A 15,590-nucleotide genomic window follows, 5' to 3' on the forward strand; every position below is an offset into this window, starting at 1 on the left:
AACACCTGAAACTGTATCCGCCGACCGTTGGTTTCTGTTAGTTTTGCCGGCCCCGCACGCAGGCGGGTTGGACCGTCATCCCCCCGGATGGCCTGATGAGGTTAGACATGAAGCTTTCCATGCAGAAAAAGACCGTACTCAGCCTGATGCTGCTGGCCGCCTTCGGCGGTGGCATCGTCGCCGACGCCGTGGCGTTCGACGCCCGTTCGCCGGACCGCAGCTCGCGCAACAAGAGCCAGAAGGCGGAAGTGCGCTACCCCGACGCCACCCGTGAGGAGCCCAAGACCAAGGCGTCCACGAAGATGCAGGGCAAGCTGAGCAAGCTCTTCAAGGCTTACGAGAAAGAAAACAACGACGCCGAGACGCTGGCCCTGGCCCAGGACCTGCTGGCCGATGCGGGCGCCAACGAATACGACAAGGGCATGGCCGCCCAGCTGGGCGCGCAGGCCGCGTACAACCTGGACGACACCGCGACCGCGAAGAAACTGCTGCAGCAGGTCGTCGAGCTCAACAGCCTCGACAACAACGCGCACTACCAGGCCATGCTGATGCTGGCCCAGCTGCAGCTGCAGGACGACGAGTTCGTGCCGGGCATGGCCATGCTGGACCGCTACCTGGCCGAGACCAAGTCGACCAAGCCGGAAGACCTGATCCAGAAGGGCCAGGCGCTGTACCAGATGGAAAAGTACGCCGAGGCCATCCCGGTGCTGCAGCAGGCCATCGCCGCCACCCCGGAGCCGAAGGACAGCTGGTACAGCCTGCTGCTGGCGTCCTACGCCGGCGCGGACCAGCCGGGCGAGGCGGTCAAGATCGCCGAGCAGCTGGCCGCCAAGAATCCCGCCGACAAGAAAGCCCAGTTGAACCTGGTGGCCACGTACCAGCAGGCCGACCAGTTCGACAAGGCCGCCGCCGCACTCGAGAAGATGCGGGCCGCCGGCCAGATGACGGAAGAGAAGGAGTACCGCCAGCTCTACGTCACCTACGCCAACATGGACGGCAAGGAGAAGGAAGTCATCTCCGTCGTCAACGAAGGTCTGCAGAAGGGCGTCCTGAAGCCGGACTACCAGACCCAGCTGGCACTGGCGCAGGCCTACTACTACTCCGAGCAGATCGCGCCGGCCATTGACGCCTGGCAGAAGGCGGCCCCGCTGGCCCCCAACGGTGACACCTACCTCAACCTCGCCCGCGTGCTGTGGCAGGAAGGTCGCGTGCCGGAAGCCAAGGTGGCCGCCCGTGCCGCCCTGGACAAGGGTCTGAAGAAGCCGGAAGACGCGAAGAAGATCATCGCCCTGCCCTGATCCGATCCATGACACCGTAGGCCAAAATCACAACAGATGATGGTGCAGCGGGGCCTGATTGGTATAAGCTGGGGATTCCGCCGACAAAAAGCTCGTCGGCGGGTTCCGAATCAAACGTGGTGCCCAGGCACCCGTATCCAACCTTGAGTTAATTGGCGCATGGCTGAACAACTGGTCATCAACAGGTACAGGGACGAGGAAGAGGACACGAGCCTCAACTGGCCCCGTATCATCGGTATTGCCTTCGTGATCGCGTTGCATGCAGCCGCGCTGCTTGCCTTGTTGATCCCGGCTGTCGCCCCGCCGGCGGAGAAGGAGCAGGAGCGCCGTACGTCGGTCGTCATCGTCGACGCGCCGCCGCCGCCTCCCCCGCCGCCGCCGCCGCCGCCGCCGCAAGACACCCCGCCGCCGCCGGTGAAGAACCTGGCGCCGCCGAAGACCACGCCGTTGCCGCCGCCGCCGGAAGCCCCGCCGGTCGACATCGCCGAGCCGCGTCCGACCGATATCGTGACGCCGCCGTCGCCGCCCGCACCGCCTGCGCCGTCGCCGGACATCGGCGCCAGCGTCGACATCTCGTCCAAGAACATGAACCCGCCCCGTTACCCGCCGGCAGCCGCCCGCGCCGGTATCGAAGGCACGGTCATCCTGATCATCGACGTTGATGCCAATGGCAACGTGACCAACGTGTCGGTGGAAAAATCCAGCCGCAACCGCGATCTCGACCGCGCGGCCATGGATGCTGCACGCAAGTGGCGCTTCAATCCGTCCATCTCCAATGGCCAGAAGGCTGCGGGCCGTGTCCGCGTCCCGGTGGACTTCAACATGGGTGGCTGATGCCGGCACCCGGCATCAACCCCGTTCCATTCCGTAATCCGCAACACTCTCAATCAACACACATATAAAGGTAAGCGTCATGCTGCAGGAAACCATCATTGCCGCCGCAGCGGGGGGCAACAACGCCGCGAACGCCCTCTCGCAGATGGGCTTTGAACACATGATCAGCGAGATGACCAGCAAGCCCGGCGAATTCGTCGTGTCTTGGGTCGTCCTGCTCACGCTGGTGATCATGTCGGCCATGTCCTGGTACTGGACGGTCATCAACGCGCTGAAGAGCACCCGCCTGAAGGGCCAGGCCGACCGCGTCACCAGCACGTTCTGGGAAACCCCGAACGCGCAGGACGCCATCCGCCTGATGGAAGAGCAGCCCAAGAACGAGCCGTTCTCCAAGATCGCGCTCGACGCTGCCATGGCCGCCGCCCACCACCAGCGCCAGGAAGGCTCCAGCCTCGCCGAATCGCTGAGCCGTTCGGAATTCGTGGACCGCGCCCTGCGTCAGGCCGTGACCCGTGAATCCTCGAAGCTGCAGACGGGCATGACCCTGCTGGCCACCGTGGGTGCGACCGCCCCGTTCGTGGGTCTGCTGGGTACGGTGTGGGGCATCTACGGCGCGCTGATTCGCATCGGTGCCACCGGCCAGGCCTCCATCGACGCCGTTGCCGGCCCGGTGGGTGAAGCGCTGATCATGACCGCCATCGGTCTGTTCGTCGCCATCCCGGCCGTGTTCGCCTACAACTTCTTCAGCAAGATCAACAGCTCGACGATCGCGAAGTTCGACACGTTCGCTCACGATCTGCACGACTTCTTCGCCACCGGCTCGCGCGTTCGCTGAGCCGGCGGTAGCAAGCAGTCAACGCAACGTTTAGACGGAGCCTGTTATGGCGTTCAGTAGTGGTAATAGCAGTGGCCCGATGGCCGAGATCAACGTCACGCCCCTCGTGGACGTGATGTTGGTGCTGCTGATCATCTTCATCATCACCGCGCCGCTGATGTCGCACAAGGTGAAGATCGAGCTGCCCGAGGCGAACCTTGTGCAGAAGGATGATCCAGAAGCGCCGAAGACGCCGCCCATCACCATTTCGGTGAAGGAAGACGGTTCCCTGTACTGGGGCGACGAGCCCGTCAGCAAGGAAATCCTGGAATCGCGTCTGTCCAGTGCGGCCCAGCTGCAACCGCAGCCGAAGTTGAACCTGCGTGGCGACAAGACGACCAAGATGGGCACCATCCAGGAAGTCACCAAGATCGCGCAGGGCCAGGGCATGCTGGACATCGGCTACGTGGCCACGAAAGTGAAGGGGCAGTAAGCCATGGCATTCAGTAGTGGTGGAAGCAAGGGCCCGATGGCCGACATCAACGTCACGCCCCTGGTGGACGTGATGCTGGTGCTGCTGATCATCTTCATCGTGACCGCGCCGATCATGACCTATCCGATCGAAGTGGCCCTGCCGCAGCGCGTGATCAACCCGCCGCCGCAGGTGCGCGAACCGCCGCCGCCGATCGACCTGCGCATCGACGCTGCCGGTTCCGTGTACTGGAACAACAGCCCGGTGAACGTCAACGATCTGCAGCAGCGCATGGAAGACGAAGTCCAGCGCGATCCGACCAACCAGCCGGAGCTGCGCATCGAAGCCAACTCGGAAGCGCAGTACGACATCATGGCCAAGGTACTGGCCGCGGCGAAGAACGCGCAGATGATGAAGATCGGTTTCGTGCAGTAAACCTGACGCTTCAGCAAGACCTTGAGACGCCGCCCGGAAGGGCGGCGTTTTCTTTTGCGTCATCCTCGTCGGGATGGCGCCACGGCTATCCCACCAAGCCGCTGCGGGGGCTTGCGGACCCTGCAGCGCAGGCGTAGCGTCGGCAGCGACGGTACCCACAGAAGGAGTCCGCAATGGCTTTCTCCGCCCCTGCTTCCCGTTCCGCCCTGGCCGACATCAACATCACGCCGTTGGTCGACGTGATGCTGGTGTTGCTGGTGATCTTCATGGTCACGGCACCGATGCTGTCGCGACCGCTCAACCTGGTGCTGCCGCAGCCCACCGACAGACAGGTCGCGGTACCTCCCACGCAGTTGCTGCTGCAGGTGGACCTGGACGGTGGTTATCGCCTGGACGATCGCCCGACAACGCTGGCGCAGCTGCGCACGCAGCTGGAAGAGGCGCGCATCTCCGATCCGCGCACGGTGCTGCAGGTACAGGCCGCCGAAGGCGCGGAGTACCAGCGCATGGTCGAGGCCATGGCCGTGGTGGAAGCCAGCGGCTTCCCGCAGATCACCCTGCGGCAATAGGCGGGATCAGCCGGTCCGCCCGGAAGGGCGGGCCGCGGCGGCTTGGTCGAGGATGGCCAGGTAGTTCTGCACCGTCCGCTGCAGGCCGGCATAGAGGGCCTCGCCGATCAGTGCGTGGCCGATGGAGACTTCCAGTACGCCCGGCACGGCTTCCAGGAACTCCTCCAGGTTCGCCTGGCTCAGGTCGTGCCCCGCATTGACGCCCAGCCCGAGTGAACGCGCCTGGCCTGCCGTCGCGGCGCAACGCGCAAGTTCCGCATCCGCGTTGCCGCGTGCAAGTGCCTCGGCGAAGGGACCGGTATAGATCTCGATGCGGTCGGCCCCGATCGCGGCTGCCTGATCCAGACCCTCGCAACCGGCATCGACGAACAGGCTGACCCGGCAGCCCATCGCCCTGAGTTCGCCGACGAGGGGACGCAGGCGTTCGGCATCACGGCTGAAATCGAACCCATGGTCAGAGGTGATCTGGCCGTCGCCATCGGGCACCAGCGTGGCCTGTGCCGGACGGACCTGGTCGCACAGCGCCAGGAAGCCCGGGTATCCGTCCCGCGGCGGTGCGAATGGATTGCCTTCCAGGTTGAATTCCACGCCGCTTTCCCGCGTCAGCACCGACAGCGCCAGCACGTCATCGGTGCGGATGTGGCGCTGGTCGGGCCGGGGGTGAACGGTGATGCCGTGCGCGCCGGCATACAGGCAGGTGCGGGCAGCCCGCACCACGTCCGGTTCGCTGCCACCACGCGAATTGCGCAGCACCGCGATCTTGTTGACGTTGACGCTGAGCAGGGTCACCGCACCGTCCCTGGAAAATGCCTCACAGCGGCGGCGGCTCGCCCGGCGGGGTCGTGGCGTTGCGGCGCGCCTCGGCGATCTCGCGCAGGCGGCGCAACTCGGCGGGGTCGATCATCTGCACGTCGTTGCGGCTGCTGTCGCCCACGCGCTGCGAGTACCAGCCGACGATCCACAGCACGAACAGCGCCAGCGACGCCAGCAGGCAGACCACCATCAGCGCCATCGACGCGGTCCGCATCGCGATGAACAGCGACCCTATGCCAAGCAGCAGGAATAACCAGTGCATCGTCCGTTCCCCGGGGAATCTGGCCGCATCTTACCGCTTCCCCGGGCCGCCAAAAACGGTCGCGGTTCACAGCAATGGCGACATCAGCCGGGCCAGCGCCTCGGGCAGGCGGTGGCGCCAGAGGGAGCGGTCGCGTTGCGGGTGGACCTGCGACGAGGCGGCGATTTCCCCTTCCAGCAGCTGGGCAAGCGTGCCGGCCACGCCGCGGTCGCGGAACATCATCGAGATCTCGAAATTCAACCGGAAGCTCCGGTGGTCGAAGTTGGCGCTGCCGATGATGGCCAGCCCGTCGTCGCACAGCAGGGCCTTGCTGTGCATCATGCGCGGCCCGTATTCGTAGACCTTGACCCCGGCCGCAAGCAGTTCGTCGAAGTAGGACCGGGCGGCCAGCGTCACCAGCCGGGAATCGCTGGTCTTCGGCACCACCAGCCGTACGTCCAGCCCGCCCAGCGCCGCCGACGTCAATGCCATGCGGGCTGCCTCGCCGGGAACGAAATACGGCGTCACCAGCCAGACCCGCTTGCGCGCCTCGTGGATGGCAGCCACCTTCAACCGGTGGATCGGTTCCCAGGCCGAGTCCGGGCCGGAGATCAACGTCTGGGTAACGATGCCCCCCTGGACGTTCGCCTCGGTGGCGCTCCACAACCGCGTGCCCTGGAAATCCTTGCGCTGCTGGCCGGTGGCATACACCCAGTCCTCCACGAACACCTGCTGCACGCTGCGCACCACTTCACCCTCCATGCGCAGGTGCAGGTCGCGGTACGCATCGTCGCGCAACGACTCGTCTTCCTCGTCGGTGACGTTGATGCCACCGGTGAAGGCGACCACGCCGTCGACGACCACGATCTTGCGGTGGGTGCGCAGGTTGAGCCAAGGCCGGGTGAACGGGCGCAGACGCGTGGGATGGAACCACGCCTGTTCGCCGCCCGCGTCCAGGAGCTGTTGAAGGGTGCGACGCTTCAGGCTGCCCGAGCCCACCGCGTCCAGCAGCAACCGCACCTTCACGCCGGCGCGCGCGCGTTCGGCCAATGCTTCCAGCACACGCTGGCCGGTGCGGTCGCCATTGAAGATGTAGTACTCCACGTGCACGTGGTTCTGCGCACCGGCGATCGCATCCAGCAGCGCCTGGTAGGTGGCACAGCCGTCCACCAGCAATTGCACGGAGGTCGCGGTGGACGGGGGCAGCCCGGTGATCTTCTGCGCCAGCATCGGCAGTTCCGCGCTGTTGCCGTCGGAGGGCGCGAACACCTCGTACGTGTCCAGGCCCGCGCGCGAGCGCGAGCGGCGCAACTGCTGCCGCTTGATCTTCTGCGGCCCCAGCAGGAAGTACACCAGATAGCCCAGGTAAGGCAGCATGGCCAACGACAGCAGCCAGCTGAGGGTGGCGACCGGCTCGCGCTTCTGCAGCACGATCCACGCGCACAACGGCACCAGGTAGAGCAGCCAGGCCGCGGTGAGCCAGAGCTTGAGATGGGGGATCGACCAGAGACTGGTCCAGAGATCGTGCAGGGTCTGCAGCATGCGGCAATTCTAGCCGTGTCGCCGCCCATGCGACGGCGCGGGCGTACCCTTGCGCCATGGGCGCGCCAAAGCAACCAGGCATCAAGGGACGGGGTTCGACCGGTTATCTGCCGGGGCGCTATGCCGTCACCACGCCCGAGGCCGTCGACGATGGCTGGCACGATACCGATCACGAAGGCGACATCGCCTCGTCGCCCCGCACGGAAGTCCGCGAGGAAGCCGCACGCAGCATCATCAGCCGCAACCAGTCGCCGGACATTCCATTCTCGCAGTCGCTCAACCCGTACCGTGGTTGCGAGCACGGATGTTCCTACTGCTTCGCACGGCCCTCGCATGCCTACCTGGACCTGTCACCGGGACTGGATTTCGAAACCCGGATCTTCGCCAAGACCAATGCGCCCGACGTGCTGCGCCGCGAACTGGCCAGGCCCGGTTACCAGGTCAGCCCGATCTCGCTGGGCATCAACACCGATGCCTACCAGCCCACCGAGCGCAGACTGCAGCTGACACGGCGCATCATCGAAGTGTTGGCCGAAACCCGGCATCCTTTTTCACTGATTACCAAGAACGCGCTGGTCGAACGCGACCTGGACCTGCTCGCACCGCTGGCACGCGAGCATCTGGTGCATGTCTATTTCTCCATCACCACGCTGGACAACGGCTTGTCGTCGCGCCTGGAGCCGCGGGCTTCCGCGCCGCATGCGCGGCTGCGGGCGGTCCGCCGGCTGAGCGAGGCGGGCGTGCCGGTTGGCGTGATGTTCGCGCCGGTCATCCCCTGGGTGAACGACCACGAGCTGGAAGCGGTGCTCGAAGCGGCGCGGGATGCCGGCGCAACGGCGGCCGGTTATGTATTGCTGCGTCTGCCACACGAAGTCGCGCCGTTGTTCCGCGACTGGCTGCAGACGCACCACCCGCAACGCGCGGAGCATGTGATGAGCACCGTCCAGCAGCTGCGCGGTGGCAAGGACTACGATGCCCGCTTCGGCAGCCGCATGCGCGGCGAGGGCGTCTACGCCGACCTGCTGGCCAGGCGTTTTGCGCTGGCGCGCAAACGCTTCGGCTACGCGGGCAGGCGGCATCCCCCGCTGGCGTGCGACCTGTTCGTGCCGCCGCGCAAACCTTCGCCGCAGGGCGAACTGTTCTGAGGCGTCGGCGTCAGCGGTTGCCGTACAACCGTTCCGCGCGCTGGAACAGGATCCAGCTGGTCGCGATGTACTTGTCGCCGCCGACCGGCCGGTTGCCGCGATGCGTGTGGGTGAAGGCGGTGGGTGCGATCAGCAGGCTGCCGGTGCGCGGCACGATCTTGCGCTGCTGGTGGAAGAACTCGGTTTCCCCTTGCTCGAACCCGTCGTTGAGGTAGAGCGTCCACAGCACGTGGCGGTGCAGCGACTCCGCATCCGGGCCCTTCGGGAACAGCTCGCAGTGCCAGTACGGGTAGCCGCCTTCCCCGGCGGGATAGCGCTGCAGGTTGATCCGCCCCGGCACGAACACCGCCATCACCAGGCGCATCAGCGCCTCGTCGTCCATGCTGGCGACGTCCTCGTAACCCAGGCGATGCAGCTGCCCGTCGGCGCCTGGCTGCTGCAGCATCAGCGGCGCGATCAGGCTGAAGGGATAGGTGCGCAGGTACTGCTTCAGGCCGGCGAGCACGGCCAGGTTGAGGCGCTGTTCCACGTCGCGCCAGTCGGCCAGTCCGCTGATGCTGATGTCGCGGCTGTGCTTGAGCTCGGGATGGTGCCCACCCCCGACCTGCCCCGGCTGGTCCTGCCGGCTGGCATCGAAGCGTTCCACGATGGCGCGGCACGTCGCCGCGTCCAGCGCATCGTGATAGACCTCGATGAAGTCTGCGGGATGGGGATTCGACGTCATGGCCGGATTCTAGCCGCCCGCCTGCGCAGGGTGGTCAGGCCGCCGCGGTGTCGTGCGCGCGGTGGTATGCGACTGCCGCCTCGACTTCGTGCTTCGAGCCCAGGAATACCGGCACGCGCTGGTGCAATTGCGTGGGTTGCAGCGACAGGATGTCCTCGCGCCCGGTGCTGGCGGCGCCGCCGGCCTGTTCGACCAGCATGCCCATCGGGTTGGCCTCGTACATCAGGCGCAGCTTGCCGGCCTTGCCCGGGTCCTTGCGGTCCCACGGATAGATGAAGATGCCGCCGCGGGTCAGGATGCGGTGCACGTCGGCCACCATGCTGGCGATCCAGCGCATGTTGAAATCCTTCCCGCGCGGGCCTTCCCTGCCGGCGAGCAGATCGCTGACGTAGCCCTGCATCGGCGCTTCCCAGTGGCGCTGGTTCGACATGTTGATGGCGAACTCCTTCGTCTCCTCCGGGATGCGCATGTCGCGCTGGGTCAGCACGAACGCACCCTGCTCGCGGTCCAGCGTGAACGCATGGGTGCCGTTGCCCGTGGTCAGCACCAGCATCGTGCTCGGGCCATAGATGCAGTAGCCGGCGGCGACCTGGTCGCGTCCGGGCTGCAGGAAATGCTCGTCGCCCGGCGTGGTCACGCCGTCCGGGCTGCGCAGCACGGAGAAGATGGTGCCGACGGAGACGTTGACGTCGATGTTCGAGCTGCCGTCCAGCGGATCGAACAGCAGCAGAAAGCCGCCACGCGGATACGCATCCGGGATCGGCTGGCTGTGGTCCATTTCCTCCGAGGCGCACGCGGCCAGATGACCGCCCCAGGCGTTGGCTTCCAGCAGGATGTCGTTGCTCAGCACGTCCAGCTTCTTCTGCGCCTCGCCCTGCACGTTGCCGGTGCCGGCGTCGCCCAGCACGCCGCCCAGCGCACCCTTGCTGACCGCAATGGAGATGCTGGTGCAGGCACGGGCCACCACCGCGATCAGCTGGCGAAGGTCGGCGCTGATGCGGCCGGCGCGCTGTTCCTCGATCAGGTAGCGGCTCAGCGAGACGGCGGATGGAGCGGAAGCGGGCATGATGGGATCCACGGCGAACGGTGCGCGCATTGTCCGGGTTGATGGGACCAATGCAAGACCATTCGCTATGCTCACCGTTCGGACAGGAACGACGCGATGGACGACACAACCCCGGAAACCTGGCTGGCGCTGTCCTCGGCGCTGGGCCTGGGCCTGCTGATCGGTCTGGTGCGCGAGCGCAGCCAAGGGCACGCGCACGGCATCGCCGGCCTGCGCACGCATGCACTGGTGGCGCTGGGCGCGGCGGTGGCGGCCTGGTTGGGCCTGCCGGTGCTGCTGGTGGGGCTGGGGGTGACCGGCGTGCTGGCGGCCATGGGCTACCGGGCCACGCGCCGTGACGACCCGGGCCTGACCAGTGAGGTCACGCTGGTGCTGACCTACCTGCTGGGCGCGATGGCCATGCGTGCCCCGGCGCTGGCCGCGGGGCTGGCGGTGGTGGTGGCGGTGCTGCTGTACGCCAAGGAACCGCTGCATGAACTCACCCGCGAGACCTTCAGCGAGCGCGAGGTGTTCGACGGCCTGCTGCTGCTGGCGTCCGCGCTGGTCATCCTGCCGATCCTGCCGGACCGGCCGATCGGGCCATTCGAAGCGATCAACCTGGCGACCATCTGGAAACTGGTGGTGCTGGTGATGGCGGTCAGTGCGCTGGGGCATGTGGTGCTGCGCCTGGTCGGCAACCGCTGGGGGCTGGCAGCGGCCGGGTTCTTCGCCGGCTACGTGTCGTCCACTGCCGCGACCATCGGTTTTGGCCAGCGGGCGAAGGAAACGCCGGCCCTGATGCGTTCCGCGGTGGCCGCCGCGCTGCTGGCAAACCTGGCGTCGCTGAGCCTGTGCGTGCCCATCCTGTGGGCCGTGTCGCCGGCACTGGTGCGTGACCTGCTGCCGGAACTCTGCGCCATCGGCGCCGTGCTGCTGGCCGGGGGACTGCTGGGCCTGCGTGCGGGCCGCGAGGAAACGGTGAAGCCGCCGACCTCGGAAAGCCGCATGTTCCGCTTCGGCCAGGCGCTCGGCTTTGCCTTGCTGGTCGCGGCACTGAGCTTCATCGCGGCCGCGCTGGCCGCGTGGATCGGCCCACGCGGCGCGATGGCCGCCGCGGCCCTGTCGGCGATGGCCGAACTGCATGCCGCCGTCGCCACGCTGGCCAACCAGTTTTCGCGCGGCGGCCTGGCAGCGGCGGAAGCGCGCTGGTGGATGCTGGCCTTGCTCGGCGCCAGCCTGGTCGCGAAATCGGTGATCGCCTGGGTCAGCGGCGGGGCCGCTTATGGCATGCGGGTGTCGGCGGGCCTGCTGGTGGCGCTGGCTGCGGGCGCGGCGATGGTGGTGTTCTGAGCCTGGCTTTTCTGTAGGAGCGACGTGAGTCGCGACCGGGGCACCGAATCGCCGTGGAACACGACACCTTCGCGAGAAGGGATTGCCGATCCGTTCCGTGTCACTGAAAGAACCGGGTGATGGTGAGCGTGCGGTCGCGACTCACGTCGCTCCTACAAACACCCAGCGGACTCAGATGATCCGTAGCGTGATCGCCTTCAGCACGGCGCGCGTGCGATCGCGCGTGCCGAGTTTGTCCAGGATGGTGGAGACATAGTTCTTCACCGTGCCTTCGGCCAGGAACAGCGTGCGCGCGATTTCCTTGTTCGAATATCCACCCGCCAACAGCCTCAGGATCGCCACCTCGCGTTCACTGAAGGTATCGCTGGGCGGCGCTTCGTCGCGGAAGCGGAAGCGTGCGCGCACGGGATCGGTGCTGACCGGCTGCAGCAGCGTCTCGCCTGCGGCCACGCGCCGGATGGCGTCGTGCAGGTCTTCCGGAGCGGCATCCTTCAGCAGGAAACCCTGCGCACCGGCTTCCGTCGCGCGCAGCAGCAGGTCGCTGTCGTCGAACGTGGTCAGCAGCAGCACCGGGGTGCGGTCCCCCCGCTCGCGCAGCCTGATCAGGGCGTCGATGCCGTCGACGCCGGGCATGCGGATGTCGCTCAGCACCACGTCCACCGGCTGTGCCTCCAGCTTGGCGAGCAGGTCCGCGCCGTCGTCGGCCTCGAACACCACGTCCACCCGCTGCGCCTTCAACAACGCGCGCAGGCCGGCGCGCACCAGGGCCTGGTCATCGGCCAGGGCGACCCGCACGCTCATGCGGGCAGCCTCACGTCCAGGCGCAGGCCGCCGGTAGGGCTGTTGCCCAGGCGAAGGTCGCCGCCCAGCGCCGCGACGCGCTCGCGGATGCCGGCCAAGCCGTTGCCTTCGCGCATGCCGCCCTTGAGCCTGCCATCGTCCTCGATGCGCACGCGCATGTGGGTGTCCTCGTTGCTAAGCCAGACGGTCAACGTCTCCGCATTGGCGTGCCGTGCGGCATTGGTCAGGCACTCCTGCACGATGCGCAGCAGCGACTCCGCCACGGCCGGATCGGCGATGCGGATGTCTTCCCCAATACGCAGATCCAGCACAGGCCGTGGCAACGGCGCGGCGAGGGCACGGATCGCGGTCTGCAGATCCAGCCCGCGCGAATCGCGCAGGGCCTGCACGACGTTGCGGATATCGTCCAGCAACTCGGTGGACAACTGCTGCGCGATGCGGACTTCATCGCGGACGGCGAACACGGGGTCGCTGGCCAGCGCCCGCAGGTTGAGCTTCATCGCCGTGAGCTTGTGGCCGGCCACGTCGTGCAGCTCGCGTGCCACGCGCAGGCGTTCGGCATCACGCGCGCTGTCGGCCAGCAGCGCCCGCGTGGCCAGCAGGTCCGCATTCACCAGTGCCAACTGGTCGCGGGATTCCTCGGAGCGACGCGCGTAGTGCACGCACAGGCCGGCGAGCGCCTGGAAGCCGACGTTGATCAGCGTCATCGTCAGCGGCGCGTCGAACCCGTGGTGCACCATCAGCGTGTAGAACGCCACGTTCAGCACCAGCGCGGCGCCGATGACCGCGCGTGGCGACAGCACGTTGACCGCGCATGCCACCCAGACCACCAGCAGCACCTGCGCGGTGCCCACGCGCGGCGTCAGCCATGCCAGCAGCAGGGCGAGTCCGGCCATCGCCACCAGGGCGATCCGCCGCTGCCGCTCCCAGCTGTCCGGTGCCAGGGCGAACAGCAGGAATCCCAGCGCATACGCCCCGAGAGCGGCGGCCGCGGCCGGCATCACTTCCGGCGGCAGGAAGCGCAGGCCCAGGCTCACCGCGCCGAGCGTGAACACGCCCGCCAGCGTCATCGGTTCGCGAAATCGGTTCAGGGTCTGCCACATGCCCCCATGCTGTCGCGCGCGGCGTGCAGAGGCAATGGGTAGGGCGAAAGTGGTGACTTCCGGCAGGTCAGTGCTGCGTCGCCGTCAGAAAGCATCACCCGGCACGCGCACCGCGCCTTCCATCAGCACCCGCGCGCTGCGGCTCATGATGGCCTTGGTGGCGGACCACTGACCATCCACCTGCCTGAGCTCCGCCCCGACCCGCAGCGTGCCCGACGGATGGCCGAACACCACCACCTCGCGCGTGCCGCCGCCCGCCGCGGCATTGACCACGGTGCCGGGCACGGCAGCCGCGGCGGCGATGGCGACCGACGCGGTGCCCATCATCGCGTGGTGCAGCTTGCCCATCGACATGGCGCGCGCCAGCAGGTCGATGCCGGTCGCATGGACCGGCTTGCCGCTCGACGACAGGTAATCCTTCGGTGGCGCGACGAAAGCCACCTTCGGCGTCAGTGGGCGCTTGGCCGCGGCGGCGACGTCGGCGACCAGGCCCATGCGGACCGCGGCGTGCGCGCGGATCGCCTCCAGCCTGGCGAGTGCGGCGTTGTCTTCGTTGATCGCGCCCTGCAGCTCGGTGCCGTCGTAACCCAGCGCCGCCGCTTCGACGAACACCACCGGTACGCCCGCATTGATCATCGTGGCCTTGAACACGCCTACGCCGGGCACCTCAAGGTCGTCGACGAGATGGCCGGTGGGGAACATCGCACCACCGCCATCGCCTTCGCCCTCGTCGGCCGGATCGATGAACTCCAGCTGCACTTCCGCGGCCGGGAAGGTCACGCCGTCCAGTTCGAAATCGCCGGTTTCCTGCACCTCGCCACCGCTGACCTGTACGTGGGCGATGATGGTCTTCTGGATGTTGGCCTGCCAGATGCGCACGGTGCACAGTCCATCGCGCGGCACGCGTGCCGGGTCGACCATGCCGTTCGCGATCGCGAATGGTCCGACCGCCGACGACAGGTTGCCGCAGTTGCCGCTCCAGTCGATGAAGGCCTCGTTGATCGGCACCTGCCCGTACAGGTAATCCACGTCATGGTCCGGCTGCGTGCTCGGCGAGACGATCACCACCTTGCTGGTGCTCGACGTCGCCCCGCCCATGCCGTCGGTGTGCTTGCCATACGGATCGGGCGAGCCGATCACGCGGCTCAGCAGCGCATCGCGCGCCGGCCCCGGCGCCTGTGCGCGCTCTGGCAGGTCCTGCAGGCGGAAGAACACGCCTTTCGACGTGCCGCCGCGCATGTAGGTGGCGGGGATGCGGGTCTGGGGAACTGAGTTCATTTGAAAATACCTAATCAGATGTTTGTATCTGTTGAGAACAAAGCGCCCTGGAAAACACGACCACGCTCGGGCTCCAGCACCCAACGACCGAGGGTTTCGTAAGCGTATGGGCGCCCACCTCCGACGACCAGTTCGATCTCATCGATAGACCATGGGATCGTCCTGAAATGTAGGTCACGGGCAAGTGGAGTCGCGCCTCCATAACAAATTGAAATGTGCGGACTGTGACCACCGCCTGCCGGTAGTCCCGCAGCGACCAACGCTGAATTCAAATGGGAGACAACAGGGACCAGATGTTCACGCTGCGAGTTCGGGCCGCGGATTTCCCAGTGGGCGTCGACGTCCTTACCGGAACAATGAATGCGGTCAAGATGTAACAGGACCGACTCTGCTTTCAATTTGTTCCCAGCTTCCATCATTGCGTGCCGGGCATAGGGTGTGTCGCGATAGCGATCCGAGACGGATTGATGACGTAGAGCTTCAGGGACGATATGTCTTCCCAAACGTCCAGACAGCTCGTACTGACTAGTCTCAAACTCAAACAACCGTCTCGGCTCGCCGAGGAACCTAGCGAGAAATAGCAGGCGGCTCTTTCCCGCATCTCTGATGGGGTCCCAAAAGAATTCATCCCCAAACTGTTCGCCTGCGTAGATCATGCCCCGTCCGGAATCTCCGACTCCACCAGCTTCGCCAGCATCTCCAACGATTCCTGCCAGCCCTGGTAACAGAAGTCGACCGGGATCGCGGCGGGAATGCCTTCCTGTACGACATTCAACTCGGTGCCGGCGATGCTCTTCTTCAGCGTCACCGTCACGTGCATCTGGCCGGGCAGGCCGGGGTTGTCGAACTGGTCGGTGTAGCGCAGCAGTTCATTCTCCACCAGCTCCACGTAGGTGCCGCCGAACGAATGGCTGGAACCGGTGCCGAAGTTGGTGAACGACATGGTGTAGCCGCCACCCACGCGCGCGTCCATCGAATGGACCTTGCCGGTGAAGCCATGCGGCGGAAGCCACTTCACCATCGCATCCGGGTCCAGGAACGCGCGGTAGACGCGCTCGGGCGGTGCGCGCAGCACGCGGTGCAGGCGGACGGTACCGGTAGGGCTGTTCTCGGACATGATCGGACT

18 protein-coding genes are annotated in these 15,590 nt (G+C 66.5%); 8 read left to right on the forward strand and 10 right to left on the reverse strand.

Annotated elements, in window-relative coordinates; genetic code table 11:
* The first annotated feature begins 107 nt into the window (after positions 1–107).
* From OVA13_RS13705 to OVA13_RS13730, 6 genes are all read left to right on the forward strand, one after another.
* Positions 108–1,298 carry a heme biosynthesis protein HemY gene (locus OVA13_RS13705; protein WP_267791023.1) on the forward strand — a complete coding sequence of 397 codons (1,191 nt, stop codon included), beginning with the start codon at positions 108–110 and terminating at the stop codon, positions 1,296–1,298.
* Positions 1,299–1,457: 159 nt separating this feature from the next.
* Positions 1,458–2,132, forward strand: a complete 675-nt coding sequence (locus OVA13_RS13710; RefSeq protein ID WP_267791024.1) for an energy transducer TonB — start codon at positions 1,458–1,460, stop codon at positions 2,130–2,132.
* 79 nt (positions 2,133–2,211) lie between these two features.
* Complete coding sequence (gene exbB / locus OVA13_RS13715; protein ID WP_267791025.1) at positions 2,212–2,967, forward strand: TonB-system energizer ExbB; 756 nt, start codon at positions 2,212–2,214, stop codon at positions 2,965–2,967.
* 46 nt (positions 2,968–3,013) lie between these two features.
* A complete protein-coding gene (locus tag OVA13_RS13720) occupies positions 3,014–3,439 on the forward strand; it encodes an ExbD/TolR family protein (RefSeq protein ID WP_267791026.1) in 426 nt (141 codons plus the stop codon).
* A 3-nt stretch (positions 3,440–3,442) separates the two neighbouring features.
* Positions 3,443–3,853 (forward strand): ExbD/TolR family protein, encoded by a 411-nt coding sequence (locus OVA13_RS13725; protein WP_267791027.1) that lies wholly within the window; start codon positions 3,443–3,445, stop codon positions 3,851–3,853.
* Positions 3,854–4,026: 173 nt separating this feature from the next.
* The gene (locus OVA13_RS13730; RefSeq protein ID WP_267791028.1) at positions 4,027–4,422 is read left to right on the forward strand and encodes an ExbD/TolR family protein; all 396 of its coding nucleotides are present in this window, start codon (positions 4,027–4,029) and stop codon (positions 4,420–4,422) included.
* 6 nt (positions 4,423–4,428) lie between these two features.
* Here OVA13_RS13730 and OVA13_RS13735 read toward each other — a convergent pair whose 3' ends face one another.
* From OVA13_RS13735 to cls, 3 genes are all read right to left on the reverse strand, one after another.
* Positions 4,429–5,211 carry a pyridoxine 5'-phosphate synthase gene (locus OVA13_RS13735; protein WP_267791029.1) on the reverse strand — a complete coding sequence of 261 codons (783 nt, stop codon included), beginning with the start codon at positions 5,209–5,211 and terminating at the stop codon, positions 4,429–4,431.
* A 22-nt stretch (positions 5,212–5,233) separates the two neighbouring features.
* On the reverse strand, positions 5,234–5,497 hold the full coding sequence (locus OVA13_RS13740; RefSeq protein WP_267791030.1) for a hypothetical protein: 264 nt from the start codon (positions 5,495–5,497) through the stop codon (positions 5,234–5,236).
* Between the two features lie 66 nt (positions 5,498–5,563).
* A complete protein-coding gene (gene cls, locus OVA13_RS13745; protein ID WP_267791031.1) occupies positions 5,564–7,018 on the reverse strand; it encodes a cardiolipin synthase in 1,455 nt (484 codons plus the stop codon).
* Positions 7,019–7,074: 56 nt separating this feature from the next.
* On the opposite strand from cls, the gene OVA13_RS13750 reads away from it, so the two are divergent.
* Positions 7,075–8,163, forward strand: coding sequence for a PA0069 family radical SAM protein (locus OVA13_RS13750; RefSeq protein WP_267791032.1), 1,089 nt, complete (start codon positions 7,075–7,077; stop codon positions 8,161–8,163).
* A 10-nt stretch (positions 8,164–8,173) separates the two neighbouring features.
* Here OVA13_RS13750 and OVA13_RS13755 read toward each other — a convergent pair whose 3' ends face one another.
* Complete coding sequence (locus tag OVA13_RS13755; protein WP_267791033.1) at positions 8,174–8,887, reverse strand: 2OG-Fe(II) oxygenase; 714 nt, start codon at positions 8,885–8,887, stop codon at positions 8,174–8,176.
* Between the two features lie 34 nt (positions 8,888–8,921).
* Complete coding sequence (locus OVA13_RS13760; RefSeq protein ID WP_267791034.1) at positions 8,922–9,953, reverse strand: class 1 fructose-bisphosphatase; 1,032 nt, start codon at positions 9,951–9,953, stop codon at positions 8,922–8,924.
* A 96-nt stretch (positions 9,954–10,049) separates the two neighbouring features.
* On the opposite strand from OVA13_RS13760, the gene OVA13_RS13765 reads away from it, so the two are divergent.
* A complete protein-coding gene (locus OVA13_RS13765) occupies positions 10,050–11,282 on the forward strand; it encodes an MgtC/SapB family protein (protein ID WP_267791035.1) in 1,233 nt (410 codons plus the stop codon).
* Between the two features lie 171 nt (positions 11,283–11,453).
* On the opposite strand, the gene OVA13_RS13770 is transcribed toward OVA13_RS13765, so the two are convergent.
* The 5 genes from OVA13_RS13770 to OVA13_RS13790 all read right to left on the reverse strand — a co-directional run bounded on the left by OVA13_RS13770 (position 11,454) and on the right by OVA13_RS13790 (position 15,581).
* Complete coding sequence (locus OVA13_RS13770) at positions 11,454–12,083, reverse strand: response regulator transcription factor (RefSeq protein WP_267791036.1); 630 nt, start codon at positions 12,081–12,083, stop codon at positions 11,454–11,456.
* On the reverse strand, positions 12,080–13,186 hold the full coding sequence (locus tag OVA13_RS13775) for a sensor histidine kinase (protein WP_267791037.1): 1,107 nt from the start codon (positions 13,184–13,186) through the stop codon (positions 12,080–12,082). The genes OVA13_RS13770 and OVA13_RS13775 overlap by 4 nt, the downstream gene beginning before the upstream one ends.
* An 84-nt stretch (positions 13,187–13,270) precedes the next feature.
* Positions 13,271–14,464 carry a 2-methylaconitate cis-trans isomerase PrpF gene (prpF, locus tag OVA13_RS13780; protein WP_267791038.1) on the reverse strand — a complete coding sequence of 398 codons (1,194 nt, stop codon included), beginning with the start codon at positions 14,462–14,464 and terminating at the stop codon, positions 13,271–13,273.
* 14 nt (positions 14,465–14,478) lie between these two features.
* Positions 14,479–15,120: a hypothetical protein gene (locus OVA13_RS13785; protein WP_267791039.1), complete on the reverse strand. Its 642-nt coding sequence runs from the start codon at positions 15,118–15,120 to the stop codon at positions 14,479–14,481.
* Positions 15,117–15,581 carry an SRPBCC family protein gene (locus tag OVA13_RS13790; RefSeq protein ID WP_267791040.1) on the reverse strand — a complete coding sequence of 155 codons (465 nt, stop codon included), beginning with the start codon at positions 15,579–15,581 and terminating at the stop codon, positions 15,117–15,119. The genes OVA13_RS13785 and OVA13_RS13790 overlap by 4 nt, the downstream gene beginning before the upstream one ends.
* Positions 15,582–15,590 lie beyond the last annotated feature (9 nt).

It is taken from the genome of Pseudoxanthomonas sp. SL93 (genome assembly GCF_026625825.1).
Taxonomy (GTDB): domain Bacteria; phylum Pseudomonadota; class Gammaproteobacteria; order Xanthomonadales; family Xanthomonadaceae; genus Pseudoxanthomonas_A.

What these genes read in the sequence shown, in the direction of transcription:
- cls (WP_267791031.1), bottom strand. Translation starts at nt 7,018, where the DNA reads ATGCTGCAGACCCTGCACGATCTCTGGACCAGTCTCTGGTCGATCCCC.
- OVA13_RS13750 (WP_267791032.1), top strand. Translation starts at nt 7,075, where the DNA reads ATGGGCGCGCCAAAGCAACCAGGCATCAAGGGACGGGGTTCGACCGGT.
- OVA13_RS13720 (WP_267791026.1), top strand. Translation starts at nt 3,014, where the DNA reads ATGGCGTTCAGTAGTGGTAATAGCAGTGGCCCGATGGCCGAGATCAAC.
- OVA13_RS13740 (WP_267791030.1), bottom strand. Translation starts at nt 5,497, where the DNA reads ATGCACTGGTTATTCCTGCTGCTTGGCATAGGGTCGCTGTTCATCGCG.
- OVA13_RS13760 (WP_267791034.1), bottom strand. Translation starts at nt 9,953, where the DNA reads ATGCCCGCTTCCGCTCCATCCGCCGTCTCGCTGAGCCGCTACCTGATC.
- OVA13_RS13730 (WP_267791028.1), top strand. Translation starts at nt 4,027, where the DNA reads ATGGCTTTCTCCGCCCCTGCTTCCCGTTCCGCCCTGGCCGACATCAAC.
- prpF (WP_267791038.1), bottom strand. Translation starts at nt 14,464, where the DNA reads ATGAACTCAGTTCCCCAGACCCGCATCCCCGCCACCTACATGCGCGGC.
- OVA13_RS13755 (WP_267791033.1), bottom strand. Translation starts at nt 8,887, where the DNA reads ATGACGTCGAATCCCCATCCCGCAGACTTCATCGAGGTCTATCACGAT.
- OVA13_RS13705 (WP_267791023.1), top strand. Translation starts at nt 108, where the DNA reads ATGAAGCTTTCCATGCAGAAAAAGACCGTACTCAGCCTGATGCTGCTG.
- OVA13_RS13785 (WP_267791039.1), bottom strand. Translation starts at nt 15,120, where the DNA reads ATGATCTACGCAGGCGAACAGTTTGGGGATGAATTCTTTTGGGACCCC.
- OVA13_RS13765 (WP_267791035.1), top strand. Translation starts at nt 10,050, where the DNA reads ATGGACGACACAACCCCGGAAACCTGGCTGGCGCTGTCCTCGGCGCTG.
- OVA13_RS13725 (WP_267791027.1), top strand. Translation starts at nt 3,443, where the DNA reads ATGGCATTCAGTAGTGGTGGAAGCAAGGGCCCGATGGCCGACATCAAC.
- OVA13_RS13775 (WP_267791037.1), bottom strand. Translation starts at nt 13,186, where the DNA reads ATGTGGCAGACCCTGAACCGATTTCGCGAACCGATGACGCTGGCGGGC.
- OVA13_RS13790 (WP_267791040.1), bottom strand. Translation starts at nt 15,581, where the DNA reads ATGTCCGAGAACAGCCCTACCGGTACCGTCCGCCTGCACCGCGTGCTG.
- exbB (WP_267791025.1), top strand. Translation starts at nt 2,212, where the DNA reads ATGCTGCAGGAAACCATCATTGCCGCCGCAGCGGGGGGCAACAACGCC.
- OVA13_RS13710 (WP_267791024.1), top strand. Translation starts at nt 1,458, where the DNA reads ATGGCTGAACAACTGGTCATCAACAGGTACAGGGACGAGGAAGAGGAC.
- OVA13_RS13770 (WP_267791036.1), bottom strand. Translation starts at nt 12,083, where the DNA reads ATGAGCGTGCGGGTCGCCCTGGCCGATGACCAGGCCCTGGTGCGCGCC.